This window comes from Burkholderia sp. MSMB2157WGS, assembly GCF_001532755.1.
Classification (GTDB): domain Bacteria; phylum Pseudomonadota; class Gammaproteobacteria; order Burkholderiales; family Burkholderiaceae; genus Burkholderia.
In genome coordinates, this window is the sequence record NZ_LPJG01000005.1 from 250,916 (window position 1) to 275,377 (window position 24,462).

At 67.5% G+C, this 24,462-nt stretch carries 21 protein-coding genes; 7 read left to right on the plus strand and 14 right to left on the minus strand.

From position 1 onward, the window contains the following. Positions 1-208 precede the first annotated feature (208 nt). On the plus strand, positions 209-442 hold the full coding sequence (locus WT53_RS02555; protein ID WP_012327737.1) for a hypothetical protein: 234 nt from the start codon (positions 209-211) through the stop codon (positions 440-442). 78 nt (positions 443-520) lie between these two features. Here the strand turns inward: WT53_RS02555 and WT53_RS02560 are convergent, their stop codons facing one another. Beyond that, entirely contained in the window at positions 521-1,291 is a 771-nt protein-coding gene (locus WT53_RS02560) for a Mut7-C RNAse domain-containing protein (protein ID WP_060258340.1), read from the minus strand. Here WT53_RS02560 and WT53_RS02565 point away from each other — a divergent pair. Together WT53_RS02565 and WT53_RS02570 are read left to right on the plus strand one after the other, a co-directional pair. Further along, positions 1,181-2,257 (plus strand): NAD(P)-dependent oxidoreductase, encoded by a 1,077-nt coding sequence (locus tag WT53_RS02565; protein ID WP_257127810.1) that lies wholly within the window; start codon positions 1,181-1,183, stop codon positions 2,255-2,257. The genes WT53_RS02560 and WT53_RS02565 overlap by 111 nt on opposite strands. A 77-nt stretch (positions 2,258-2,334) precedes the next feature. Further along, entirely contained in the window at positions 2,335-2,970 is a 636-nt protein-coding gene (locus WT53_RS02570) for a LysE family translocator (RefSeq protein WP_060258343.1), read from the plus strand. Positions 2,971-3,061: 91 nt separating this feature from the next. On the opposite strand, the gene WT53_RS02575 is transcribed toward WT53_RS02570, so the two are convergent. Continuing rightward, complete coding sequence (locus tag WT53_RS02575) at positions 3,062-4,345, minus strand: MFS transporter (RefSeq protein WP_060258346.1); 1,284 nt, start codon at positions 4,343-4,345, stop codon at positions 3,062-3,064. A gap of 97 nt (positions 4,346-4,442) precedes the next feature. Between WT53_RS02575 and WT53_RS02580 the strand changes: the two genes are divergently transcribed. Beyond that, positions 4,443-5,372 carry a LysR family transcriptional regulator gene (locus tag WT53_RS02580; RefSeq protein ID WP_060258349.1) on the plus strand — a complete coding sequence of 310 codons (930 nt, stop codon included), beginning with the start codon at positions 4,443-4,445 and terminating at the stop codon, positions 5,370-5,372. 184 nt (positions 5,373-5,556) lie between these two features. On the opposite strand, the gene WT53_RS02585 is transcribed toward WT53_RS02580, so the two are convergent. The 7 genes from WT53_RS02585 to WT53_RS02615 all read right to left on the minus strand — a co-directional run bounded on the left by WT53_RS02585 (position 5,557) and on the right by WT53_RS02615 (position 13,090). After that, positions 5,557-6,384 (minus strand): OmpW family protein, encoded by an 828-nt coding sequence (locus WT53_RS02585; protein ID WP_034209850.1) that lies wholly within the window; start codon positions 6,382-6,384, stop codon positions 5,557-5,559. An 18-nt stretch (positions 6,385-6,402) separates the two neighbouring features. After that, positions 6,403-7,644: a DUF2957 domain-containing protein gene (locus tag WT53_RS02590; RefSeq protein ID WP_060258351.1), complete on the minus strand. Its 1,242-nt coding sequence runs from the start codon at positions 7,642-7,644 to the stop codon at positions 6,403-6,405. A 145-nt stretch (positions 7,645-7,789) separates the two neighbouring features. After that, entirely contained in the window at positions 7,790-9,217 is a 1,428-nt protein-coding gene (locus tag WT53_RS02595) for a DUF2957 domain-containing protein (protein ID WP_059780354.1), read from the minus strand. A 435-nt stretch (positions 9,218-9,652) separates the two neighbouring features. Then, positions 9,653-10,603, minus strand: coding sequence for an N-acetyl-gamma-glutamyl-phosphate reductase (gene argC, locus WT53_RS02600; protein ID WP_034209534.1), 951 nt, complete (start codon positions 10,601-10,603; stop codon positions 9,653-9,655). 176 nt (positions 10,604-10,779) lie between these two features. Beyond that, positions 10,780-11,352 (minus strand): flavodoxin family protein, encoded by a 573-nt coding sequence (locus tag WT53_RS02605; protein ID WP_027783284.1) that lies wholly within the window; start codon positions 11,350-11,352, stop codon positions 10,780-10,782. 214 nt (positions 11,353-11,566) lie between these two features. After that, positions 11,567-12,163, minus strand: coding sequence for a YbhB/YbcL family Raf kinase inhibitor-like protein (locus WT53_RS02610; protein WP_034209533.1), 597 nt, complete (start codon positions 12,161-12,163; stop codon positions 11,567-11,569). A 240-nt stretch (positions 12,164-12,403) separates the two neighbouring features. Then, positions 12,404-13,090 (minus strand): orotate phosphoribosyltransferase, encoded by a 687-nt coding sequence (locus WT53_RS02615; RefSeq protein ID WP_011546659.1) that lies wholly within the window; start codon positions 13,088-13,090, stop codon positions 12,404-12,406. 459 nt (positions 13,091-13,549) lie between these two features. Here WT53_RS02615 and WT53_RS02620 point away from each other — a divergent pair, with 459 nt between their 5' ends. Then, positions 13,550-15,820 carry an NADP-dependent malic enzyme gene (locus WT53_RS02620; protein ID WP_034209532.1) on the plus strand — a complete coding sequence of 757 codons (2,271 nt, stop codon included), beginning with the start codon at positions 13,550-13,552 and terminating at the stop codon, positions 15,818-15,820. A gap of 148 nt (positions 15,821-15,968) precedes the next feature. Here the strand turns inward: WT53_RS02620 and WT53_RS02625 are convergent, their stop codons facing one another. Continuing rightward, positions 15,969-19,559: an indolepyruvate ferredoxin oxidoreductase family protein gene (locus WT53_RS02625; RefSeq protein WP_060258354.1), complete on the minus strand. Its 3,591-nt coding sequence runs from the start codon at positions 19,557-19,559 to the stop codon at positions 15,969-15,971. Between the two features lie 329 nt (positions 19,560-19,888). Here WT53_RS02625 and WT53_RS02630 point away from each other — a divergent pair, with 329 nt between their 5' ends. Then, positions 19,889-20,083: a hypothetical protein gene (locus WT53_RS02630; RefSeq protein ID WP_034209530.1), complete on the plus strand. Its 195-nt coding sequence runs from the start codon at positions 19,889-19,891 to the stop codon at positions 20,081-20,083. 135 nt (positions 20,084-20,218) lie between these two features. Here WT53_RS02630 and hppD read toward each other — a convergent pair whose 3' ends face one another. After that, entirely contained in the window at positions 20,219-21,316 is a 1,098-nt protein-coding gene (hppD, locus tag WT53_RS02635) for a 4-hydroxyphenylpyruvate dioxygenase (RefSeq protein WP_034209529.1), read from the minus strand. Between the two features lie 215 nt (positions 21,317-21,531). Between hppD and WT53_RS02640 the strand changes: the two genes are divergently transcribed. Beyond that, positions 21,532-22,056: an Lrp/AsnC family transcriptional regulator gene (locus WT53_RS02640; RefSeq protein ID WP_034209528.1), complete on the plus strand. Its 525-nt coding sequence runs from the start codon at positions 21,532-21,534 to the stop codon at positions 22,054-22,056. Between the two features lie 57 nt (positions 22,057-22,113). Here WT53_RS02640 and WT53_RS02645 read toward each other — a convergent pair whose 3' ends face one another. The 3 genes from WT53_RS02645 to WT53_RS02655 all read right to left on the minus strand — a co-directional run bounded on the left by WT53_RS02645 (position 22,114) and on the right by WT53_RS02655 (position 24,438). Next, entirely contained in the window at positions 22,114-22,761 is a 648-nt protein-coding gene (locus WT53_RS02645) for a GNAT family N-acetyltransferase (protein WP_060258357.1), read from the minus strand. Positions 22,762-22,994: 233 nt separating this feature from the next. Continuing rightward, entirely contained in the window at positions 22,995-23,600 is a 606-nt protein-coding gene (locus WT53_RS02650) for a TetR/AcrR family transcriptional regulator (protein WP_060258360.1), read from the minus strand. A gap of 16 nt (positions 23,601-23,616) precedes the next feature. After that, positions 23,617-24,438 carry a DUF1835 domain-containing protein gene (locus WT53_RS02655; RefSeq protein WP_034209526.1) on the minus strand — a complete coding sequence of 274 codons (822 nt, stop codon included), beginning with the start codon at positions 24,436-24,438 and terminating at the stop codon, positions 23,617-23,619. Positions 24,439-24,462: the final 24 nt, after the last annotated feature.

A 24,462-nucleotide genomic window follows, 5' to 3' on the forward strand; every position in this document is an offset into this window, starting at 1 on the left:
GCCGGCCGACGCGCTCGCCCCCGGGGAAACCCGAGGATGCAAGCAACGTGTCAACTTGCCGCGAACGCGGTGCGTTATGGAACCAGTGCGCCAGGTTTTGTCGCGACGGAAACGGCGAAAGCCGGCCTCGCGGCCTGGGGCTCCGGTGCGAATGCCTCGCATCTTTGATTACCGGTACGTTTGATTTTTCTCCGCTAAAGGAAGAACAATGAAGAAGACGCTCGCTTCGATCATCGCCGCAGCATTCGCACTCGCATCGGTTTCGGCATTCGCACAGGCGTCCGCGCCGGCAGCCGACACGTCGGCCGCCGCTTCGGCACCGGCCAAGAAGGATCACAGCAAGCCGAAGCACCAGCTGAAGCACCACGGTTCGAAGAAGGGCCAGGCGAAGGCTGCAGCCGCATCGGCCGCCGGCACGAACGACGCAGGCACGCAGAACTAAGCGGTTCGCCCCACGACCGGCGTTGCCGGTCACCGGTTTGCCAACCCCGCATGCTCCGGCATGCGGGGTTTCGTTTTTTCAGGCGCCGGGTTCGGCGGGTTCGTCGAGCCGGGCGGGCGGCGGCATGCGCATCGCGTCGACCACCGCGCGCATGCGCCGCCAGTGCGAGCCTTCCCAGAACACACGCCGGCACACGTCGCACGCGGCGAAGCGCCGGTGCCGCTGCCGGATGCCGGCCGGCACGCGCGGCGCCGCGGCCGCCGCGTCGAGCGGATGCAGCGGCGCGTTGCAGCGCAGGCACAGCCGGAACGGCCGCATGTGCGGCGCGAGATCGAGCCGCTCGAACAGTTCGCGCAACTGGTCGGCCGGCTGCAGCGCATGGAGATAGCAGCCGCGCACGACCGCGCGCCGCTTGAGCAGCTCGCGGTCGCGCGTCAGCACGATCCGGTTCTCGCGCTCGGCGAGCGCCGCGAGTTCGTCGTCGCGGTAGTGGTTGTCGTAGCAGGTGTCGAAGCCGGCGAGGCGCAGCAGTTGCGCGAGGCCGCCGAGATGCGCGTCGGCCACGAAGCGCCATGACGCCGGTTGCCGCGCGGCCGCGCCGTTGACCGCCGGCCGTGCGCGCTCGGGAAAGACCTCGACGCGGTCGCCGTCGCCGAGCGGCCGGTCGAGCGCGGCCGGCGCGTCGTTCACGCACAGCCGGCCGATTTCGGTATGCGGGACGCCGAGCGCCTCGATCGCATGCTTCACCGTCGCATCGCGGGCGTACGCGTGCGCGAACGCCCGGTCGCGCTGCGGGCGCGCGAGAAAGGCGTTCAGTTCGCCGTGAAAGCGGAAGGTCGCGGTCGCCATCCGTGCAGTATCGCACCGCGCCCGGCCGGCGGCAGGCGCTGCAAAGCGCCGGCATCTGTGTTTAACTCGCGGCTTCACGGAGCGAAGGAGCGGGACATGGATCTCGGGTTTATCGGGCTGGGCGAAATGGGGCAGGCGATCGCGACGAACCTGCTGAAGGCGGGCCACACGGTGCGGGTCTGGAACCGGTCGCGCGAACGGGCCGAGCCGCTGGCCGCATTCGGCGCGCGTGTCGTCGACACGCCGGCCGACGCGTTTCGCGGCGACGCCGTGTTCTCGATGCTCGGCGACGATACGGCCGCGCGCGCGGTATTCGACGACGCGCTGCTGGCCCAGGCGCCGCGCGGGCTGATCCACGTGAACATGGCGACGGTGTCGGTCGCGCTCGCCGAGTCGCTCGCGCACGCGCATGCGTCGCGCGGCATCGACTACGTCGCCGCGCCGGTGATGGGGCGGCCCGACGTCGCGGCCGCCGCGCGCCTGACGATCATGGCGGGCGGCCCGGCCGAGGCGATCGACCGCGTGCAGCCGCTGTTCGACGCGATCGGTCAGAAGACCTGGCGCTTCGGTTCGCTGCCGCAGCACGCGAACGTCGCGAAGATCGCCGCGAATTTCACGCTCGCGTCGGCGATCGAGACGCTCGGCGAGGCGTCCGCGCTGCTGGGCGCGCACGGCGTCGCGATGCGCGATTTCCTCGACGTGATCACCAGCAGCGTGTTCCCGGGGCCCGTCTACGAAGGCTACGGCGCGATGATCGCGGAGCGGCGCTACGAGCCCGCGCGTTTCAAGGCGCGGCTCGGGCTGAAGGACGTCCGGCTCGCGCTGGAGGCCGGCGACGCGACGTCGGTGCCGCTGCCGGTGGCGAGCGTCGTGCGCGACAGCCTGCTCGACGCGCTCGCGCACGGCGGCGGCGACCAGGATTTCGCGGTGCTCGGCGAGACCGCGCTGCGCCGCGCCGGCCGCTGACACGCGACAGAAGCGCCATGCGCACGGCATAATCGGCAGTCCGTTTTCCCTTACATCATTCCAGGCAGAGGCAGCTCATGAACTTGCATACGTGGTGGCTTTTCGTGGCGACGGTGTTCGTCGTGTCGGCGATTCCGGGCCCGAACATGCTGCTCGTGATGACGCACGGCGCGCGGCACGGGCTGCGGCGCGCGTCCGCGACGATGGTCGGCTGCCTGAGCGCGCTGGTGCTGATGCTCGCGGTATCCGCGGCGGGGCTCGGCGCGGTGCTCGAGGCATGGCCGGCGATGTTCAATGCGTTGCGCTTCGCGGGCGCGGCCTACCTGGTCTATCTCGGCGTGAAGGCGTGGCGCGCGCGCGTGGACGACGCGCCGGCGGCCGACGCCGATGCCGTGTCGCAAGGGGCGTCGGCATCGCGCGTGGCGCTGTTCCGCAACGGCTTCCTGGTCGCGGGCAGCAACCCGAAGGCGATCCTGTTCGCGGCCGCGCTGCTGCCGCAGTTCATCAACGCGGCCGAGCCTACGCTGCCGCAGTTCGGCATCCTCGTCGTCACGTTCGCGGTGATCGAAGTGAGCTGGTATCTCGTCTACGCGGCGTTCGGCACGCGCATCGGCGCCACGCTGAAGAGCCAGAGCGTCGCGAAGGTGTTCAACCGGCTGACGGGCGGGCTGTTCGTCGGCTTCGGCGCGATGATGGCGCTGGTTCGTCACTGATTCCCGGCCGGCACCGGCGTACCGAACGCCCCGTCCCTCGCAAGAGGGCGGGGCGTTCGGTTTTCGGGCGCCGCGTCGCACCGCTGCCCGCTCACGCACGCGGGCGATTCAGCGCCACCGCGCCGGCGCCGCGTCCGGCCGTCAGCCCGAACACGGCCGTCGCGCCGGCGAACGCGAACCCGACGCCGCACACCGCGCTCCATCCGCCCCATGCCCATGCGCTGCCCGCGAGCGCCGCGCCGAGCGCGCCGCCGACGAAGAACAGCCCGACGAACAGCCCGTTCAGGCGTCCGCGCGCGGCCGGGTTCAGCAGGTTGATCGCGCGACGGCCGATCGTCTGGTCGACGATGACGCCCGCATCGAGCAGCGCCGCACCGCCGGCCAGCAGCGCGAGCGCGACGCCGCGATGCGCATGCGCGTCGAAGCCGAACCAGCCGGCGCCGGCGATCCCGAGCACGGCGAGCGCCGCGAGCATCGTGCCGTGCGCGAGCCGCTGCGCGGCCGGGCCGTGACCGCGGTCGCCCGCGCGGCCGGCGAGCGGCGTGACGATCGCGCCGCTGGCGCCGGCGAACGCGAACAGCGCGATCCCATGCAGGTCGAGCGCGAACGGCGGCTGCGCGAGCCGCAGCCCGACGGCGGTCCAGAATGCGCTGAACGCGGCCATCGCGAGCGCGGCCGACAGCGCATGCCGACGCAGCACCGGCTCGTCGGCGAGCAGGCGTCCCATCGATGCGAGCAACGCGCGGTAGCCGACCGTGATCGACGGCGTGCGCGTCGGCAGGCGCAGCGCGAGCACGACGGCGATCGCCGCGTTCGCGAGCGCGGCCAGCAGATAGAACGCGCGCCAGCCGGCCGATCCCGCGATCAGGCTCGCGAGCGGCCGCGACAGCAGGATCCCGAGCATCAGCCCGCTCATCACGTTGCCGACCGCGCGGCCGCGCTGCGCTTCGGGCGCCATCGACGCGGCCATCGGCACGAGCATCTGGATCACGCTCGACGCGGCGCCGGCCGCGAGCGTTGCGAGCAGGAACACGGTGCCCGAGCGCGTGAAGGCGGGCAGCGCGAGCGCTGCCGCGCAGACGGCGAGCGTCGCGACGATCAGGCGGCGGTTCTCGAGCAGGTCGACCAGCGGCACGAGTAGCGCGAGCCCGGCCGCGTAGCCGAGTTGCGGCAGCATCGCGACGAGCCCGGCGAGGCCGGGCGGCAGGTGCAGGTCCGCGCTGATCGGGCCGGTCAGCGGTTGCGCGGCGAACAGATCCATCACGATCACGCCGACCGTCGCGGCGAAGAACAGCGTCATGCCCGCGCTCAGCGCGGGCGGCGCGGCGACGGACGAGGAAACGGGGGCGGGGCAACGGTTGGCAGGGCAGTTCATCGGAAGCCTGACGGGGAGGTCGAAGGAATTCCCATCGTAGGTGTCCGATGTTTATGCGACAATTGAAATATGTCTAACACGATTATGCGAGTTTGTTTTGAATACGCGTGATCTCCAGGCGTTCGTCGCGGTCGTCGACAGCGGGTCGATGGTTGCCGCGGCCGCGAAGCTTCATCTGACGCAGCCGGGCCTGACGCGGCGCGTGCAGAACCTCGAATCGCTGCTCGGCGTGCCGCTGCTCGAACGGCAGAGCAAGCCGCTGAAGCCGACCGCGGCCGGGCGCGACGTCTACGCGCTCGCGCGCAACGTGCTCGGCGCGGTCGACGAGCTGATGGCGGCGGGCGCGCCGGACGGCGAGCCGTCGGGCGAACTGCGCATCGGCGTGCCGCCGTTTCTGTCCGAACTCGCGCTGGAGCGGCCGATCGATCGGCTGCGCGACGCGTTCCCGCGCCTCACGCTGCGCGTGACGGCCGGCTGGTCGCCCGCGCTGGTGCAGGGCATCGAGCGCGGCGCGCTCGACGTCGCCACCGTGATGGTGCCGGCGAGCGCGGCGCTACCGGACGCGTTGACGGCGACGCTCATCGCCACGCAGCCGACGGTGCTCGTCGCCGCGCGCGATTTCCCGCTGCCGGCGGGCCCGCTGTCGCTCGACACGCTGTCGGGTTTTCCGTGGGTGCTGAGCCAGGACGGCTGCGGGATGCGTTCGGCGCTGAGCCGGGCGCTCGGCGCGGCCGGGCTGCCGTTCGACGTCGCGGTCGAGGCATTCGGCTCGGAGTTGCAGTTGTCGCTCGTCGCGCGCGGCGCCGGCATCGGGATCGCTGCGCCGAACGCGCTGGCGCGTAGCGCGCATCGCGATGCGCTGAGGGTGGTGGAAACGACGGGGCTGGAAACGGCGATCAACGTGTGGATCGTGCACGGCACGTTGCCGGGCCGGCTGGTGCGGCCGGTCGCGCTGTTGCGCGACGCGCTGGGCGAGGTCCTCGAACGGGAGAACGAGAGGGGGTCAGGTGCCGTAACGGCGAACTAGAGGCCGCGTTCGAGGGAAAATCCTTATTTTCTCTACGGAAATGTTGCATTGCGGAAACCGATTCGCTATAGTTGCACCTGTCTCCTCCATGTCTCCTCTGATATGGATTCAGCCCGCCACTTAGGCGGGCTTTTTTTTGCCTGCGATTGTGTCGCGGCGCTCCATTTGCCGGCCCTCGCCGCGCTCAGAACTTGTAGGTCATCCCGACGTAGCTGATGATCGGGTCCGCCTTCAGGTCCGATTTCGATTCGGCGAGCACCGAGCCGTCGGCCGCCTTGATCGTCACCGTCGACGTCGTCTTCAGCGGGATGTAGGTCACCGACGCGACCAGCCCGAAGTGTTCGGTCAGGTTGTACTGCAGGCCCGCGTTGAACACCGGCTGCCACGACGACGACGCCTTCGCTTCCACCGACGTCGTCCCCGGCTTGCCCGCGCCCGCCGCGAGGATCGCACCGAGGTTGTCCTGCGTCTGCTTGATGAAGTTCGTGTTGAGCTGCAGGTCGCTGAACCAGTTGTACGACACGCCGAGGCCGAGGAACGGCCGGAACTTCGCGGTGGCCTGCCCGAAGTAGTACTGCAGGATCACCGCCGGGCTCCACTGCCGCACACTCTTCACGATCGGGTTGACCGATCCCAGCCCGATGTTCTGCGTGCCGAGTGCGCCGGCGGGGCCGGGCGGCTTGATCGTCCCCTGACCCGACACCTTGAACACCGGCGGCACGCCCGCCACCGACGTGACCGCGATGTGGTCGGTCAGGAAGTGGCTGACCGTCAGGCCGACGGTGTCGGCGCCGCTCGTGTGCAGCCCCGTGCCCGGCGACGTGAACGACGGCGGCAGCCGCAGCGGCGTGTTGATCGGCGTCGGCGCGACGTTGGTCGTCATCGGCGTGCTGCTCTGCTGCGGCATGATGTGGAACCAGCCCAGCGTGACGACGTTGCTGCCGGCGCTCTGCGCGTGCGCCGCGAGCGGCGCGACGGCGGCCGCCGCCGCGCAGAGAAGGGTTTTCTTCATCACGGCTTCTCCCTCCGCTTACTGGACGAATGCGCCGATCGTGAAATACGGCGTCGATCCCGCGTTGTCGAGGAAACCGAACACGCCACCCGTGAAGATGAACTTGCCGGTCGGCGACGTGCTGCCCGAACCCGTGTGGATCGTCGTGACCGTGCCCGGCACCTTCTGCGTGTAGTCGAGGTCGAGCGCGGTCGCGAGCGACGCCTGCGACGGCTGGAACGGGTCGAGCAGCGTGGCCTGCTTGTCGATCAGCGCGGTGGTGCGGTAATCGAACTGGCTGTCGACGCCGATGTACTCGCCGTTCTGCGAGCCGGCCGCCACGGCCGTCTGCGGCGCGAGGATCGAGATGCTCGATTCGTCGTCGGCGGTCAGGCCCGGCACGCCGTTGCTGTCGGGCGTCGGGTTCGGGTTCGCGACCCCCGTGCGCACGAGGATCGGCACGAGCTGGTTGCGCAGCTTGCCGACGATCATGAAGCCCTTGCCCTGCGGCGTGGCCGACAGCGTCGGCTTCAACTGGCTCGCGTAGTTGTTCGACTGGAACGCGCCGCTGCCGTCGGCCGACTGCACGAAGTTCGTGCCCTGCTGCGCGCACGCGCCGCCCGCGAACTGGCCGGTCGTGTCGCACTTGGTCCACGTGCCGTCCGCGTTGATCGTCACCTTCGCGTCGATCGATGCCGGCGCGAATTTCTGCGACGGCACTTCGCCGAAGCCGATGTGGCTGTACGTGCCCGCGACCTTCGTGATGTCGGTTTCGATCGACGAGAAGCCGATGAACGGGTAGTACGGGAATTTCGTGTCGGGCACCGCGGCCTGGCCGAGCACGCCGTCGAACTGGATCTCCTTGCCGGGAATCGTGCCGCCCGCGACGCCGAAGCCGACGAAGATGCGCGCCGGACGCGACGCATCGAGGCTCGCGCCGTTCAGGCGGAACGCGCACTGGTTCAGCTTGTTGGTCGGCAGCAGCGTTTCCTGCGTGAGCGTGCCGCTGTCGACGGTGCCCGCGCGGGTCGGCACGACGGTGCCGGTCTTTTGCGGCACCGCCGATTCGACATAGGTGACCTGCCAGGTCATCTTGGTCGTGTCGAGCTGGACCTTCGCGAGTTCGCCGCTGCCCGCGCCGCCCGTAAACACGGTGTTGTAGTCGAGCGTGGCAGGGCAGAGCCGATCCTCGACGAGCGGCGGCGGATTGTCGCTGCCGCCGCCGCATGCGGAAAGAAGGGGGGCGGCAAGGGCCGCCGCCAGAATGAGGTTGCGCTTCATGTTGCTCCTCCAGATTTGTCTTGTGCGGCGGCCAGCTCCCTGTCGGCCGCTTCTGTCGTGTGCTCGTCCTGCCGGCGCCGAGCCGAGCGCCTTCGTGCCTTCCCTGCGTCGCGCGGCGGCGGGCCGGCCGCCGCGCCCTCGATCGCTACTTGCTGATCTGCGCGCCCACGCCGAAGTACGGGGTCGACGATGTCGTCGAATTCGCCGACGTCGACGTGACGCCGCCATTCACCGTGCCCTGGATCAGCGCCGCGTACAGCCCGCCCGTCGCGATCACGACGCCCGATGCGGACGGGTAGTTCGTGCCGGGCGGCGGCTTCGGTGTCGTCGTCGCGTTCAGCAGGCCCGGCGTCGTCTGACCGTAGTCGAGCGTGAAGCCGTCTTCCTCGGCCTGCGTGGACGGGTTGATGAACGACGCGTTACTGCCGCGGATCAGCGCGGCCGTGTACTTGAAGTTCGAGTCCGCGCCCGCGTAGCCGCCGTCGATCGCGCCCGACGTGATCGCCGTCGCCGCGCCGAGCACCGCGATGCCCGATTCGTCGTCGACCTGCGCGTCGAGGTGCAGCGGCGGCGTGCCGAGGTTCACGTTGCCCGTGCGCACGATCACCGGCACCGTCGCGCCGTTGAGCTGGCCGATCACCATGTGCGCAGTCGCCGACTTGCCGGTCGCGCCGACGATCGGCAGTTGCGTCTGCGGCAGCGTCTGCGGCGCCTTCGTGCTGTCGAAGTAGCCACCCTTCGCGCTCGTCTTCCACGGATCGCCGGTCGTCTGGCAGCCGCCCGAACCGCTCGACGTGCACGCGCCGTTCGCATCGAACGTCTCGCTCGAATTCGAGCCCTTCGTCGCGTAGTTGCCCGACGGCACGAGGTGGTAGAGCAGCGCGTTGTACGTGCCCGGCAGTTTCGAGAGGTCGGTCGTCGTGTTCGCGAAGCCGAGGAACGGATAGAAGTCGAAGTGACGGTTCGGCACCTGGCCGACGTTCTGCACGACGCCCGGGATGATCGTCAGCCCGTCGTACTGGATCGTCGCGCCGGGAATGCCGCCGCCCGCCACGCCCATGCCGACCAGCAGCATCGGCGGGTTCGCCTGGTTGAAGTCGGCGGCCGTCGAGTAGGTCGAGCCGTCCGGCGCGGGGCCGGTGCCCGGCGTGAGGACGAACGCGCAGCGCGTCTGCTCGGCGGTCGGCAGCGTGCCGGTCGGCGGGTGGACGACCTTGCCGGTGATGGTCGTGCCGACGCGGCTCGGCGTGACGGTGCCCGTCTTCAGCGGAATCGGCGATTCGAGCCACGTGAGCGTGTACGTCATCGCGACCGCGTCGATGTTGACGCTGACGATCTCGCCGCTCCCTGCGCCGCCGAGATACGTGCTCTTCACGATATCCGCGTTGGCCGGGCAGAGTGCGCCGTTGATGGGCTGCGAAGGCGGCGGCCCTTGCGTGCCGCAGCTCGAGCCGGAACATTGGGGGGCATTGATCGGCGCGAGCGCGCCACCGGAGTCCCCCCCACCACATGCAACCAGGAAAGGGGCAATGGCAAAGGCCGTTGCCACCCCCTTCGATAAGGCGTGCGACATGCCGCTGTCTCCAATCGTTTAATTGTGCGAGCTAATGTCGCCGCCTGGATTTTTGCTGTCAATTGATGAACCCGTCTAAAAAAGGCGATTGAAACGGGATCTGCGATTTGAATCCTTGCCCGATATGGCAATTGGTAAGAATTTAAACGCGAGACGGGCTGTCGAAAGCTGCCGCGGAGGGGGATGCGCGACGCCCGGCGCGCTCTCGCAGCGCCTTCCTGCGTATAACGGCAGCGTTTAAATCGACGGTATCCGGTTTATCCCTATTCGGGATTGACTGGATAAGGAGGCAGGCTGGTTTAATTCACTGGTAATCGCGCAATGGAAAGCTTGTAAATATTTGTAAATGCGCGGCCCGGTGTTTTTGTATATTGCCTGATACGAGTAAATAAAAAGCCGGCCAGTGGCCGGCTTTGCGTCGCGTGCGATGCTGAATCAGCGTTTGAGGCCCGCGTCCTCGGCCGCGCCGATGTTGAGGTTCATGCACTGGATCGCGGCGCCCGATGCGCCCTTGCCGAGGTTGTCGAGGCGCGCGACCGTGACGAAGCGCTCCGCGTTGCCGAACACGAACAGGTCGACGCGGTTCGTGTCGTTGTTCGCCTGCACGTCGAAGAAGCCGCTGTCGAGGTTCGCCTCCGCGTCGAACGGTGCGACGCGCACGAACGCTTCGTCCGCGTAGTACTCGGCGAACACGCGCTGCACGTCCTGCGGCGTCGCGCGCTTCGCGAGCTGCTCGGGCGTGAAGTAGGTCGTCACCGCGAGGCCCTTCAGGAAGGGGCCGACGATCGGCGTGAAGATCGGCGCGTTCGCGAGGCCGGTATGCGCGGCCATTTCCGGCAGGTGCTTGTGAGCGAGGCCGAGCGCGTACGGGCGCGGGCTCGCGAGCTTGCCGCCCGGCGCGGCGCTTTCGTATTCGGCGATCATCGACTTGCCGCCGCCGCTGTAGCCGGTGATCGAGTAGCTGTGCGCGGCGAACGTCGGCGCGACGATGCCCGCATCGACGAGCGGACGCATCGCGAGCACGAACGCCGATGCGTGGCAGCCGGGCACCGCGATGCGCTTCGACGTGCGAATCTTCTCGCGCTGCGCGCGGGTCAGTTCGGGCAGGCCGTAGGCCCAGTCGGCGTGGGTGCGGAACGCGGTGCTCGCGTCGATCAGCGTGGTGTTCGGATTCTCGACGAGCGATGCGGATTCGCGCGACGCGACATCCGGCAGGCACAGGAACGTGACGTCCGACGCGTTGATCAGGCGGCGGCGCTCGTCGACGTCCTTGCGCTTCGCTTCATCGATGCGCAGGATCTCGATGTCGCTGCGTGCCGACAGGTATTCGAAGATCTTGAGGCCGGTCGTGCCTTCCTGGCCGTCGACAAAAACTTTGGTGCTCATTTCGCTCTCACTGAATGAAACGGGAGCCGCGGCGCCCTGAAACCGCCATTTTAAGACGTCATCCGGCGGCACTGCACCGCACGGGGCGAAAAAAGACGGCCCGCGGGCCGTCTTGTGTCCCTTCGACGCGGCCCGCGCCGCGTCGCCGCGCGAACGGCGGCGGCGCCCGGGCGCGCTCAGCGGCCGCCGGCCACCCAGCGCGCCGTCGCGTCGGCGACGCGCCGGCCGAACGCTTTCGCGGTGTCGAGGTCGCCGGGCAGCGGGCCCTCGTCGGGCGTCGCGTCCGCCGGCGACTGCGCGAGCAGGCCCGTGAAGCCGCCGACGTAGTTGATGTCGTTGCGCGTGGCCGCCTTCGAGTTGGCCGGCATCATGCCCGTGCCGACCCACACCATCCCATGTTGCATCGCCAGCGTGACGAAATACTGAATCGTCGAGAACTTGTCGCCGTTCATCGTCGCCGAATTCGTGAAACCCGCGGCGATCTTGTCCTTCCATTTCTGCGTAAACCACGGTTTCGACGTGGCATCGGCGAACTGCTTGAACTGCGCGGACGGGCCGCCCATGTAGGTCGGCGCGCCGAAGACGATCGCGTCCGCCGCGTCGAGCGCGGCCCAGCCCGCGTCGTCGAGTTCGCCGACGGCGATGAGGCGTGCGGTGGCGCCGGCATCCTGCGCACCCGCGTGCACGGCCTCGGCCAGTTTCTGCGTGTGACCGTAGCCGCTGTGATAGACGATGACGATGTTCGACATGAAGCGTTCTCCGGAAAGGGATGGGAACGGCGGACCGCAGGCTCGCCGCGTCGCGCGCCGCACTCGGTCGGCGCGACGGATGCGCGGCGGGGCGCCGCGACCGGTGCTGCCGAGTCTAGCAAGCCGAAATGACGGGAAAAAGCGCGCACGCCGCGCACTGAAATTCGCCGGCGCGGGCAATCGTGCCGCGCGACGGGCGGAGGCGCGCGAGTGCCTACTGTCCGTAAGTGACCGTGAGTTGCGCGGCGCCGATCGCGAGCGTGCCGATCTCGTGTTCGAACATCGGCGCGGGGCGGCCCTGCGAGATGCGCAGGTCGGTGCCTTTCAGCGCGTAGACGGTGATCACGTAGCGATGCGGCTTGCCGGGCGGCGGGCACGGGCCGCCGTAGCCGTCGATCCCGAAATCGTTGCGCGCCTCGCTCGCGCCGATGCGGCGCAGGAAGCCGGATGCGCTCGCGTCGGCCGGCAGGCTCGTGACGGTCGCGGGGATGCCCGCGACGGCCCAGTGCCACCAGCCGTGCCCAGGCGCGTCGGGATCGAAGATCGTGACCGCGTAGCCGCGCGTGCCGGGCGGCGGGTTGTGCCACGCGAGTTGCGGCGAGCGGTTCGCGCCCTTGCAGTCGCCGCGGTCGAACACGTTCGCGGCCCGCACGCGGGCGCCGGGCGTCAGGTCGTCGCTCGTCACGGTGAACGGGCCTTCCGCATGCGCGGGCAGCACCGCGAAAACGGCGGCGTACAGGAGGGCGGGGAGGCGGAGCGGAGACGGGCGACCCGATGGCGCAGGCGGAGTGATCCGGCGATCCACACGCATATGGCGCTTCTCCCGTCACGTGGGCCGGGCCGAGGCTCCCGGCATTGTTGGCGTTGTGTGTTGCCCGCGCCGCCGATGGCGGCGATGGATCAAGTCTAGCATTAGGGTTCGATGAGCGACGCACGCCGGCGAGCGCGATTGCGGTCGGTCAGCGCGCCGGCCGACGGACGAAAAAAAACCGCCTGCGATGAAGCAGGCGGCTGTCTCGGCCAGTGCGCCGGCACGCATGCCGGCGTGGCGTCATTCCTTCGGCGCCGTCGCGCCGCCGTGCGCGGCCGACCACTCGGCCGGTGCGTGCAGGAATTTCTCGACTTCGTCGAGCGTCTTCGTCTCGAAGTAGCCCGAGGCCTTCGCGACGCGCAGCACGTCCCACCACGTGGCGAGCGCGTGCAGGTCGACGTCGATGTCCTTCAGGACCGACACGCTTTCCTTGAAGATGTCGTAGTGGAACAGCACGAAGCAGTGGTTCACCGTCGCGCCGGCGGTGCGCAGCGCGTTGACGAAGTTGATCTTGCTGCGGCTGTCGGTCGTCAGGTCTTCCACCAGCAGCACGCGCGAGCCCTCCTCGAGATGGCCTTCGATCTGCGCATTGCGGCCGAAACCCTTCGGCTTTTTGCGCACGTACTGCATCGGCACCATCATCCGGTCCGCGATCCAGGCCGCGAACGGGATGCCGGCCGTCTCGCCGCCCGCCACCGCGTCGATCTGCTCGAAGCCGATGTCGCGCGTGATCGTCGTTTCCGCCATTTCCATCAGCGCACGGCGCACGCGCGGATACGAGATCAGCTTGCGGCAGTCGATGTAGACGGGGCTTGCCCAGCCGGACGTGAAGATGAACGGTTTTTCGGCATTGAAGTGCACCGCCTGCACTTCGAGCAGGATTTTGGCGGTCGTATCCGAGATCGACTGACGATCGTAGCCTGTCATGGGCATTCCTTGGGTGATGAGCGAGGAGCGGGCGCGGGCCCGGTGGCGCAGCAAGGGAACCCGCCCGGGGGGCCGGGGCGCGATCGGCGGACCGATCGCATCGCTGCGCGCGTAGCCGGCTATTTTACCCGATTCAGGTCGGTTTTCGGCGGAATTCGCGCGGGTTCGCGATGTCGCTCACCACCGGCGAAACAAATGGAGCACGACCGTCCCGGTGCTGATGCCGGGGATGCGGCGGTGCACCAACAGAGGTCATTTAGGGGGTGTACACTAGGCGACCCTTGGAAATCGTTCAGTACTTTGTACTTTCCTCTTGCCATCCGCCAAGGTTCGATGGCGCGCCGATCCGGCGCGTCGCGGGCCGTCTCGCAGTCGACCATCCCCTCGATTCAAGCAGACGCGGCCGAAGGTGCTGTGTACTGAATCGTCACAATTTCGCATGTCTCTCGCAGGTCAATCATGGACGAACAACTGAAGCAGGCCGCTCTCGCTTATCACCTGAACCCGAAACCCGGCAAGATTTCGGTCACCCCGACCAAGCCGCTGTCGAACCAGCTCGATCTGTCGCTCGCGTATTCGCCGGGCGTCGCCGCCGCGTGCGAGGCGATCCACGCCGATCCGCTCGACGCGCAGAAGTACACGTCGCGCGGCAACCTCGTCGGCGTCATCACGAACGGCACGGCCGTGCTCGGTCTCGGCAACATCGGCCCGCTCGCCGCGAAGCCGGTGATGGAAGGCAAGGGCTGCCTCTTCAAGAAATTCGCGGGCATCGACGTGTTCGACATCGAACTGTCGGAGTCCGACCCCGACAAGCTCGTCGAGGCGATCGCGATGCTCGAGCCGACGCTCGGCGGCATCAACCTCGAGGACATCAAGGCGCCGGAATGCTTCTACATCGAGCAGAAGCTGCGCGAGCGCATGAAGATCCCCGTCTTCCACGACGACCAGCACGGCACCGCGATCATCGCGTCGGCCGCGATCCTGAACGGCCTGAAGGTCGTCGGCAAGAAGCTGTCGGAAGTGAAGCTCGTGTGCTCGGGCGCGGGCGCCGCGGCGATCGCGTGTCTGGACCTGCTGGTGAACCTCGGCCTCACGAAGTCGAACATCCTCGTCGCCGATTCGAAGGGCGTGATCCACGAAGGGCGCGGCAACCTCGATCCGTCGAAGCAGCGCTATGCGGCGAACACCGACGCGCGCACGCTCGCCGACGCGATCGTCGGCGCGGACGTGTTCCTCGGCTGCTCAAGCGCGGGCGTGCTGAAGCAGGACATGGTCAAGACGATGGGCGATCGCCCGCTGATCCTGGCGCTCGCGAACCCGGAACCGGAAATCCGCCCGGAAGACGCGAAGGCCGTGCGCCCGGACGCGATCGTCGCGACCGGCCGTTCGGACTACCCGAACCAGGTCAACAACGTGCTGTGCTTCCCGTTCATCTTCCGCGGCGCGCTCGACGTCGGCGCGACGACGATCACCGAAGAAATGAAGCTCGCGTGCGTGCGCGCGATCGCCGAGCTGGCCGAGGAAACCGACCAGAGCGAGGAAGTCGCGAAGGCGTATGAAGGCCATTCGCTCGAATTCGGCCCGGAATACCTGATTCCGAAGCCGTTCGATCCGCGCCTGATCATCAAGATCGCGCCGGCCGTCGCGCAGGCCGCGATGGATTCGGGTGTCGCCACGCGCCCGATCCAGGACATGGACGCCTACCGCGAGCAGCTCGGCGCGACCGTCTACCGCACCGGCATGGTGATGCGCCCGGTGTTCGCGACCGCGAAGCAGAAGGAAGCCCGCATCGTGTTCGCCGAGGGCGAGGACGAGCGCGTGCTGCGTGCCGCGCAGTTCGTGCTGCTGGAAAAGATCGCGAAGCCGATCATCATCGGCCGTCCGTCGGTCGTCGACATGCGTCTCGCGAAGATCGGTTCGAAGCTGAAGGCCGGCACCGATTTCGAAATCGTCGATCCGGAAGACGATGCGCGCTACCACCGCTATTGGCAGGCGTATCAGGAGATCGGCGCGCGCGACGGCGTGACGCCGGAAGTCGCGAAGGCCGCGATGCGCAAGTTCAACACGCTGATCGGCGCGATGCTGGTGCACCTGGGCGATGCGGACGGGATGATCTGCGGGATGATCGACACGTTCCACAGCCACCTGAAGTTCATCGAGCAGGTGCTGGGCCGCGCGAAGGGCGCCGAGCACTTCGCCGCGATGAACCTGCTGATGCTGCCGGGCCGCAACCTGTTCCTGTGCGACACGTACGTGAACGAGCAGCCGAGCGCCGACCAGCTCGCCGACATGACGATCCAGGCCGCGGCCGAGATCGAGCGCTTCGGCATCGCGCCGAAGGCCGCGCTGCTGTCGAACTCGAACTTCGGCAGCGCGCCGTCGGCGTCGTCGCGCCGGATGGCCGAGGCCCGCAAGCTGATCGTCGAACGTGCGCCGAACCTCGAAGTCGACGGCGAAATGCACGGCGACGCCGCGCTGTCGGAAATGATCCGCAAGCAGGCGTTCCCGGGCACGACGCTGTCGGGCGAAGCGAACCTGCTGATCATGCCGAACGTCGAAGCCGCGAACATCGCGTACAACCTGCTGAAGATGGTCGGCGGCGAAGGCGTGACGGTCGGCCCGTTCCTGCTCGGCGCGGCGAAGCCGGTCCACATCCTGACGCCGGCCGCGACCGTGCGCCGGATCATCAACATGACGGCCGTTGCCGCCGCGAACGCGAACACGAAGTAAGCCCACGCCCGCGGGTGCCGCGCGTCAGGCGCGGCGCAATGAAAAACGCCACGGAACCTGCGTTCCGTGGCGTTTTTTTTCGTGTGAACCGTAAAGGGCGGCGCGGGCGAGGCGTTCCGACCGCGAACGCGTCGCCCGCCGCGTACCGTTACGCGACCTGCTGGTGCGACTCGCCGCCTGCCGGCGAACGCCACTTCGCGAGCAGCGTGTGCCACTTCTGGCGCACCGCGCGCAGGTTGTTCTCCTTCACGTGACCGTAGCCTCGAATGCCGTCCGGCAGCGCCGCGAGCTCGAGCGCGAGCGGGCGGTTGGCCGCGTTCAGCCTGGCCAGCACCTCGTCGATCAGCGCTTCGTACTCGCCGATCAGCGCGCGCTCGGTGCGGCGCTCCGCGGTGCGGCCGAACGGATCGAGCCCCGTGCCGCGCAGGAACTTCGCCTTCGCCAGCAGCCGGAACGCCGTCATCATCCACGGGCCGTACGCCTTCTTCACGAGATGGCCGTGCGCATCCGTCTTCGCGAACAGCGGCGGCGCGAGGTGGAATTTCAGCTTCCAGTCGCCTTCGAACTGCGCGGTCAGGCGCGCGAGGAACGCAGGATCGGACTGCAGCCGCGCGACCTCGTATTCGTCCTTGTACGCCATCAGCTTGAACAGGTTGCGCGCGACCGCTTCGGTCAGCGGTTCCTGCACGGTGTCGCCGTCCGCCAGCGCGCGCTCGGTGGCACGCACCTTGTCGACGAATGCCGCATAACGCGACGCGTACGCGGCGTTCTGGTACGCGGTGAGGAATGCCACGCGCTTCGCGATCAGCGCGTCGACCGCCTTCTTCGTGTGCAGCGAGATCACCGTGGCGCCTTGCGCGGGGCGGGCGTCGCCGGCCGCGGCCTGCTTCACGCTGGCCAGGTCGTACGCGGCGCGGCGGCCCCAGTCGAACGCCGCGCGGTTCTTCTCGACCGATACCGCGTTCAACTCGATCGCGCGTTCGAGCGACGCGAGCGTCAGCGGCAGCCAGCCCTTCTGCCAGGCGTAGCCGAGCACGAACGGGTTCGTGTAGATCGCGTCGCCGAGCAGCGCGACCGCGAAGCGGTTCGCGTCGATGAAGTCGACCGCGTCACCCGCCGCTGCGCGAATGTCGTTCTCGGCGGACACGCCGGGGAATGCCCAGTTCGGGTTCTTGATGAACTCGGCGGTCGGCGTCTGCGCATTGTTGACGACGACCCGCGTCGCGTCGTGCCGCATCCGCGACGTGCACTCGTCGCCGGCCGTGACGATCGCGTCGCAGCCGATCACGAGATCGGCTTCGCCCATCGCGATCCGCGTGGCGTGGATGTCGGTCGGCGCGTGCGAGATCTGCACGTGGCTCATCACGGCGCCGCCTTTCTGCGCGAGGCCGGTGACGTCGAGCACGGTCACGCCCTTGTTCTCCAGGTGCGCGGCCATGCCGAGCAGCGCGCCGATCGTGACGACGCCCGTGCCGCCCACGCCGGTGACGAGCACGCCGTACGCGCGCTCGATGTCCGGCAGCGTCGGCTCGGGGATCGGCGGCAATGCGCTGCCGTCGACCGACACGGCCTTCGGCTTCTTCAACTGGCCGCCCTCGACCGTGACGAAGCTCGGGCAGAAGCCCTTCACGCACGAAAAGTCCTTGTTGCAGCTCGACTGGTTGATCTGGCGCTTCGTGCCGAATTCGGTTTCCAGCGGTTCGACCGACAGGCAGTTCGACTGCACCGAGCAGTCGCCGCAGCCCTCGCACACCGCTTCGTTGATCACGACGCGCTTGGCCGGGTCCGGATACGTGCCGCGTTTGCGACGGCGGCGCTTCTCGGTCGCGCAGGTCTGGTCGTAGATCAGGATCGTCGTGCCTTCGATCTCGCGCAACTCGCGCTGCACGTCGTCGAGCCGGTCGCGGTGATGGATCGTCACGCCCGGCGCGAGCAGCGCCTTCTGGCTGTCGTACTTCTCCGGTTCGTCGGTGACGATCACGATCTTCTTCGCGCCTTCGGACGCGAGCTGATGCGTGATCTGCGGCACCGTCAGCACGCCGTCGACCGGCTGGCCGCCCGTCATCGCCACCGCGTCGTTGTAGAGGATCTTGTAGGTGATGTTCGCCTTCGACGAGATCGCCGCGCGCACCGCGAGCAGGCCCGAATGGAAATAGGTGCCGTCGCCGAGGTTCGCGAACACGTGCTTTTCGTCCGTGAACGGCGCCTGGCCGATCCACGGCACGCCTTCGCCGCCCATCTGGCTGAAGGTGCTCGTGCTGCGGTCCATCCACACGGTCATGTAGTGGCAGCCGATCCCCGCGATCGCACGCGAGCCTTCCGGCACGTTGGTCGACGTGTTGTGCGGGCAGCCCGAGCAGAACCACGGTTTGCGCTCGGTCTGCACGTGCGGCTTCGCGAGCGCCATTTCCTTCGCGTTGATCACCGCGAGCCGCGCGGCGATACGCGCGCGCACGTCGGACGGCAATTCGAACTTCTCGAGCCGCGTCGCGATGGCCTTCGCGATGATCGCCGGCGACAGCTCGTAGTGCGCGGGCAGCAGCCAGTTGCCCATCGGCACCGACCATTCGCCGCCGGCGCCGTCCTTCTCGTCGAACTTGCCGAACACGCGCGGGCGTTGCGCGTCGGGCCAGTTGTACAGCTCTTCCTTGATCGCGTATTCGAGGATCTGGCGCTTTTCCTCGACGACCAGGATTTCGTCGAGCCCGCGCGCGAACGCCTGCGCGCCCTGCGCTTCGAGCGGCCACACGCAGCCGACCTTGTAGAGTCGGATGCCGATCCGCGCGCAGGTTTCGTCGTCGAGGCCGAGGTCGATCAGCGCCTGGCGCACGTCGAGGTACGCCTTGCCGCCGGTCATGATCCCGAAGCGCGCATGCGGCGAGTCGATCTCGATCCGGTCGAGCTTGTTCGCGCGCACGTAGGCGAGCGCCGCGTACCACTTGTAGTCGAGCAGCCGCGCTTCCTGCACGAGCGGCGGATCGGGCCAGCGGATGTTCAGTCCGCCTTCCGGCAGGATGAAATCGGTCGGCAGCACGATCTCGGTGCGATGCGGGTCGATGTCGACCGACGCCGACGATTCGACCACGTCCGTCACGCACTTGAGCGCGACCCACAGGCCCGAATAACGGCTCATCGCCCAGCCGTGCAGGCCGAAATCGAGATATTCCTGCACGTTGGACGGAAACAGCACCGGCAGCCCGCAGGCCTTGAAGATGTGTTCGGATTGATGCGCGAGCGTCGACGATTTCGCCGCGTGATCGTCGCCGGCGAGCACCAGCACGCCGCCGTGCTGCGACGAGCCGGCCGAGTTCGCGTGCTTGAAGACGTCGCCGGTGCGATCGACGCCCGGGCCCTTGCCGTACCACATGCCGAACACGCCGTCGTATTTTGCGCCCGGGTACAGGTTCACCTGCTGCGAGCCCCACACGGCGGTGGCGGCGAGGTCTTCGTTGAGGCCGGGCTGGAAGACGATCTGGTGGGCGGCCAGATGCTGCTTGGCTTTCCAGAGCGACAGATCGAGGCCGCCGAGCGGCGAGCCGCGGTAGCCGGAGATGAAGCCGGCCGTATTGAGGCCGGCGGCGCGGTCGCGTTCCTGTTGGAGCATCGGCAGGCGCACGAGGGCCTGGATGCCGCTCATGTACGCGCGGCCGCGTTCCAGCGTGTATTTGTCGTCAAGCGTGACGGACTTCAGCGCGGCTTCTAGCGACGCGCGTTGGTCTGCGTCTAGCGGGGCATTCATTAACTGTCTCCTCCACCCGGTCTGGGATCACCAAAACTTCGGTTGCGTCGGCATCTTTTGGACGCTTCGGCAGTGGCCGGCATGTTCGCCGGTTTCAAGGGATGGTAGCACTGGGGCAAACCCGCCGCCCATCGGTCGCTACGCGGAGGAACGAGGGCGGCGCACCGCAAAACAGGGCGGGATGATGCGTTACATCATGTAAAAGCATGTAAAGCCGCGTTGATCTGCCGGCAAATGCCGTTAATCTTGTCGGCCTGCCGGAGGTGTCCGGCCGCGTCGGTTCGTTCCGACGCAGTCGGGGAGGCGCCGGCAGTTTTACAGGAGGTGCAATGAACACACGTCATATCCAGAGTTTCCTGATCGTGTCCGCCGCATTTTTCGCGATGACCGGCCCGGTGCACGCGCGCGGCGCGAGCGCACTGGCGGCAGCCGGCGCGCAGATGCGTCAGATCGTGCCGGCCCAGGACACCGCAGCCCAGCCGTCGGCCGAACGTGCCGCCGAGTCGAAGGCGAACGTGCGTTGATGCGATCGCGCGGCCCGCGGGCTGCGCCGGAATGCAAAAAGGGCGGGAATCCCAGGGTTCCCGCCCTTTTTCTTTGTGCCGCCGGATCGCGTGGCCGTCCCGGTTACTCGGGGCTGCCGCCGCGCGGCGGCAGCGTCAGGCCTTGTCCTGCACGACGCCGCGGCGGATCTGGTCGAGTTCGATCGATTCGAACAGCGCCTTGAAGTTGCCTTCGCCGAAGCCCTGGTTGCCCTTGCGCTGGATGATTTCGAAGAAGATCGGCCCGATCTGGTTTTCGGTGAAGATCTGCAGCAGCAGGTCGTCGCGCGCGCCGTCGATCAGGATCTTGCGCTTCTTCAGCTCTTCCAGCGATTCGCCGTGGTTCGGTACGCGGCGGTCGACCAGCTCGTAATACGTGTCGATCGTGTCGAGCAGCTTCACTTCCTTGCTGCGCAGCCCGTCGACCGCCCGGTAGATGTCGCTCGCGCCGAGCGCGATGTGCTGGATGCCTTCGCCGTGATACGCGTCGAGATATTCCTGGATCTGGCCGGCCGTATCCGAGCCTTCCTCGTTGATCGGGATGCGGATCTTGCCGCACGGCGACGTCATCGCCTTCGACTTCACGCCCGTCACCTTGCCTTCGATGTCGAAATAGCGCACTTCGCGGAAGTTGAACAGGCGTTCGTAGAACTCCGCCCATTCCTGCATGCGGCCGCGATGCACGTTGTGCGTCAGATGGTCGATGTAGGTGAGGCCGTGGCCGACCGGGTTCGGGTTCGCGCCGGGAATCGGTTCGAAGTCGACGTCGTAGATGCTGATGTCGCCGATCGCGCCCGGTTGTGCGCCGTTCTTGCCGCGCCAGCGATCGACGAAGTAGATCAACGAGTCGCCGATGCCCTTGATCGCCGGGATGTTCAGCTCCATCGGGCCCGTCTTGTTGTCGAAGCCCCATGCGCCGAGTTCCAGCGCGCGCTGGTACGCCTTGGCGGCATCCTGCACGCGGAACGCGATCGCGCAGATCGACGGGCCGTGCAGCCGCGCGAAGCGTTGCGCGAACGAATCGGGTTCGGCATTGATGATGAAATTGATGTCGCCCTGGCGGTACACCGTCACGTCCTTGTGGCGATGGCGCGCGATCGCGGTGAAACCCATCCGTTCGAACAGTTGTCCGAGTGCTTTCGGGTCCGGTGCCGTGTATTCGATGAATTCGAAGCCGTCGGTGCCGACGGGGTTGTCCCAGGTGGGGATCTGCATGTCGTGTCTCCTGTGCGGGGCGATCGGCCGGGGGCGGCGTGCGCGTGTCCGGCGTGGTTCGATGTCGACGGCCGCGCCGGCAGCGCGCGTGCGCGGCGAGTCGAAGCATGCGACAGAGTGTAGCGGGCGACTGCGAGCGGAAACTTGCGAACTTAATCGCCCGGGCCTACGATGGCGCAATTTCCAGTCTCAAAATACTCATCGGAGGGCAGAAGATGGCGCAGGTCGAATTGGATGCCATCGATCGTCGAATCCTCGCGATTCTTCAGGAGAACGGGCGCCTGTCGAACCAGGAGATCGCCGAACGCGTGAACCTGTCGCCGAGCCCGTGCCTGCGGCGGATCCGGCGGCTCGAGGAAATCGGCGTGATCACGGGCTACGTCGCGCTGTTGAATCCGCAGAAGCTCGGGCTCGACCTGCTGGCCTACGTGAGCGTGCGGCTCGAAAAGCGCGGCGGCCTTGCGCCGATGCGGGCCGACGAGACGTCGGCGCGCGCGGGCGCGACCCACGCGGAACTGTTTCGCGCGGCCGTGCAGGCCTGGCCGGAAGTGGTCGCGTGCCATGCGATGACGGGCGACATGGATTACCTGCTGCGTGTGCAGGTCGAGGACATGGCGCATTTCTCCCGCTTCGTGCAGGAGCATCTGCTGCACCATCCGTCGGTGATCGACGTGAAAACGAGCTTTTCGCTCGATTGCTTCAAGGAAACGACGGCGTTGCCGATTCGTTCGGTGCGCTAGCGCGGCGGGGAAGGGAGGGCGCCGGGCGCGCCGCACGCGCGGCCCGGCTGGTCGACGTCAGGCCGTCAGTGCGGCGGGCATCAGCGATTCGATGAACTTCGTCGTGCGGCGCGCCTGGCGCTTCATCGCGTAGTCGAACACCGCGGCCTGCTCCTGCAGCATCTCGGCGATGATCGTCGAGTGGTCGGCCGGCGGCAGCGACAGGTACGCATCGGCTTCGCCGTACGCGTACTCGATCCGCATCCCGGACTTCTTCGCGATGTGCATCATCGTCGCGTTACGCGACAGGCAGTGCATGTACAGCATCGTCACGTGCGTGTTGCGGCTGCGGATCGCCGCGCGCTCGAACAGCTTCGAGCCGACGCCGCGGCCGCGCGCGCTTTCGAGCACCGACACGCCGAATTCCGCCGTGCGCGTGTCGCCCTCGGCCGGCAGATAGGCCAGATGGCCGACGCCGATCAGTTCGAGGTCGTGGTCGAACACGCCGAACACGGTATCGCGACCGAAGTCGATCGTGCGGACATAGTTCTCGATGACGTGGTCGGGCACCATCTGGCTGAAGCGCAGCAGGCGGTCCTCTTCGTCGAGCGAGAGAAAGTGGGTGAGCATGTGCTCACGGTCTTTGGAAGCCAGTTCCCTGACGAGAACCGGCGCAGTACCGACCTTGCCGACAGCATCGGCACGGCCGTTGAATTGCGTGTTCATCGTGGGTTCCTCAGTGTGAGCGCACAAACGGGTTGTGCAATGCAACAGCATTTTACCCGAGCGGGGTTGGGGAAAACCCGTATTTGACAGTGTTTATGCCGAGGGGGAATTCTAAATCCGCTTAGTTCATTCTCTATCTATTTGATTTTTAACGGATATAAAATTCAGCATATGAAATGCGTGGCGGGCGGTCGCACTGTGCCCGTCACGCAACGCATGCTGCTGCGCGGCAATCAGACGGCTGTCGACAGCCCGCGCTCGATCAGGTCGATCACCTGTTCGGCAAAGTCGCGGTAGCCGAGGCGCCCGCCCGGCTTCAGCCACGTGAAGGTCCAGTTGATCATCCCGAACACCATCATCGTCACCGAGGTCTGGTTTTCCTTCGAGATGCGGTCCGGGTACGCGCGCGCGAGCTGCCGCGTGAACGCCGCGACGATGTCGCGCTGGCGGTCGAGCACGATTTCGCGCTGCGCGTCCTCGAGATACTTCACGTCGTTGAGCAGCGCGACGTGGCGGCTGTGCGACGTCTCGTATTCGGCGAGGAACGCGCGCACGAGTTCGGCGAACGCGTCGCGCTCGCTGAGGCCGCGCCGCTGGCTCGCGCCCTCGACCTCGGCGATGATCAGCATCAGCCGTTTCGTGTAACGGTCGAGCAGGTCGAACAGGATCGCTTCCTTGCTCTCGTAATAGTGATAGAGCCGCGCCTTCGACGTGCCGCTCGCGGTCGCGAGATCGGACATCGACGTGCTCGGGTAGCTCGTCTGCGCGAATTTCTCGGCGGCCAGGTCGAGGATCTGCTCGCGCTGGGATTCGTGGTCGGGCGCTCGGGTTCGGGCCATGGTCGAATACGGAAGATTAGCGGTGCGGGGCGGCACGGACCGCGCGCACCTGCGTGGAAGAGAGGGCGTCGGGCGCGTCGTCCTGCAGCTCGAGCCGGCCGGCGACCGCCAGCTCGCGGCAACGCCACCAGGCGATCGAGTCGCTGACGAACAGCCCGCCGCGGTCGGCGGCGGCCATGATGCTGCCGACGAGGCGCCGCGCGGGCTGCCAGTCGGTTTCCGCGCGCGCGACGATCAGTGCGTCGAGATCGGCGTAGTGGCCGCTCTTGATCGTGTTGCTGACCCAATAACGCAGTTCGGCGTTCAGGTGCTTCGCTTCCTGCCATTCGAGCGCGAGGCGGCCGATGCGCAGGACCGAGACCGGCGCGGCCGCCGGCCGCTTGCGCGCCAGTTCCGCGGGCGAGAACATCCCGGTCGCGCATGCCTGGTCGGTGCGCGACAGCGACGCACGCTGCGCGGCGTCGAGATCGGCGGCCGACAGCCGCACCTCGTTCAGGCGCTGCGGCACGTTGCGCAGGTGATAGGCGACGCGGCGCAGCAGCAGCTTGTCGCCGACGCTCGGCGCGTGCCACACGACGACCTGGCCGGTCTCCGTCGCGAGCTGGCCGAGGCGTGCGAATTCGCCTTCGATTTCCGCGTTCCAGTCGGGAATCTGGTCGCCGAGCACGTGCTGCCAGAAGGCGGCGCGCGTGTCGGGCGTCTCGTCGGCGCCCTTCAGCGGCCCGACGCCGAGATCGTCGAGCAAACCGACGACGCGCTCGTCGCGTCCGGCTTGCGCAAGGGCCTCGCGCAGCGACGCGGCGGCGGTGCCGCCCTGAATCACATGAATGGTACTCATCGGCCTGTCGTCAACAAAAGAAAA

Coding starts and splice junctions, on each gene's coding strand:
- WT53_RS02645 (WP_060258357.1), bottom strand. CDS start 22,761: ATGAACACGCAATTCAACGGCCGTGCCGATGCTGTCGGCAAGGTCGGT.
- WT53_RS02650 (WP_060258360.1), bottom strand. CDS start 23,600: ATGGCCCGAACCCGAGCGCCCGACCACGAATCCCAGCGCGAGCAGATC.
- WT53_RS02620 (WP_034209532.1), top strand. CDS start 13,550: ATGGACGAACAACTGAAGCAGGCCGCTCTCGCTTATCACCTGAACCCG.
- WT53_RS02555 (WP_012327737.1), top strand. CDS start 209: ATGAAGAAGACGCTCGCTTCGATCATCGCCGCAGCATTCGCACTCGCA.
- WT53_RS02625 (WP_060258354.1), bottom strand. CDS start 19,559: ATGAATGCCCCGCTAGACGCAGACCAACGCGCGTCGCTAGAAGCCGCG.
- WT53_RS02610 (WP_034209533.1), bottom strand. CDS start 12,163: ATGCGTGTGGATCGCCGGATCACTCCGCCTGCGCCATCGGGTCGCCCG.
- WT53_RS02570 (WP_060258343.1), top strand. CDS start 2,335: ATGAACTTGCATACGTGGTGGCTTTTCGTGGCGACGGTGTTCGTCGTG.
- argC (WP_034209534.1), bottom strand. CDS start 10,603: ATGAGCACCAAAGTTTTTGTCGACGGCCAGGAAGGCACGACCGGCCTC.
- WT53_RS02565 (WP_257127810.1), top strand. CDS start 1,181: ATGCTTCACCGTCGCATCGCGGGCGTACGCGTGCGCGAACGCCCGGTC.
- WT53_RS02630 (WP_034209530.1), top strand. CDS start 19,889: ATGAACACACGTCATATCCAGAGTTTCCTGATCGTGTCCGCCGCATTT.
- WT53_RS02640 (WP_034209528.1), top strand. CDS start 21,532: ATGGCGCAGGTCGAATTGGATGCCATCGATCGTCGAATCCTCGCGATT.
- WT53_RS02595 (WP_059780354.1), bottom strand. CDS start 9,217: ATGTCGCACGCCTTATCGAAGGGGGTGGCAACGGCCTTTGCCATTGCC.
- WT53_RS02605 (WP_027783284.1), bottom strand. CDS start 11,352: ATGTCGAACATCGTCATCGTCTATCACAGCGGCTACGGTCACACGCAG.
- WT53_RS02615 (WP_011546659.1), bottom strand. CDS start 13,090: ATGACAGGCTACGATCGTCAGTCGATCTCGGATACGACCGCCAAAATC.
- WT53_RS02575 (WP_060258346.1), bottom strand. CDS start 4,345: ATGAACTGCCCTGCCAACCGTTGCCCCGCCCCCGTTTCCTCGTCCGTC.
- hppD (WP_034209529.1), bottom strand. CDS start 21,316: ATGCAGATCCCCACCTGGGACAACCCCGTCGGCACCGACGGCTTCGAA.
- WT53_RS02560 (WP_060258340.1), bottom strand. CDS start 1,291: ATGGCGACCGCGACCTTCCGCTTTCACGGCGAACTGAACGCCTTTCTC.
- WT53_RS02590 (WP_060258351.1), bottom strand. CDS start 7,644: ATGAAGCGCAACCTCATTCTGGCGGCGGCCCTTGCCGCCCCCCTTCTT.
- WT53_RS02655 (WP_034209526.1), bottom strand. CDS start 24,438: ATGAGTACCATTCATGTGATTCAGGGCGGCACCGCCGCCGCGTCGCTG.
- WT53_RS02585 (WP_034209850.1), bottom strand. CDS start 6,384: ATGAAGAAAACCCTTCTCTGCGCGGCGGCGGCCGCCGTCGCGCCGCTC.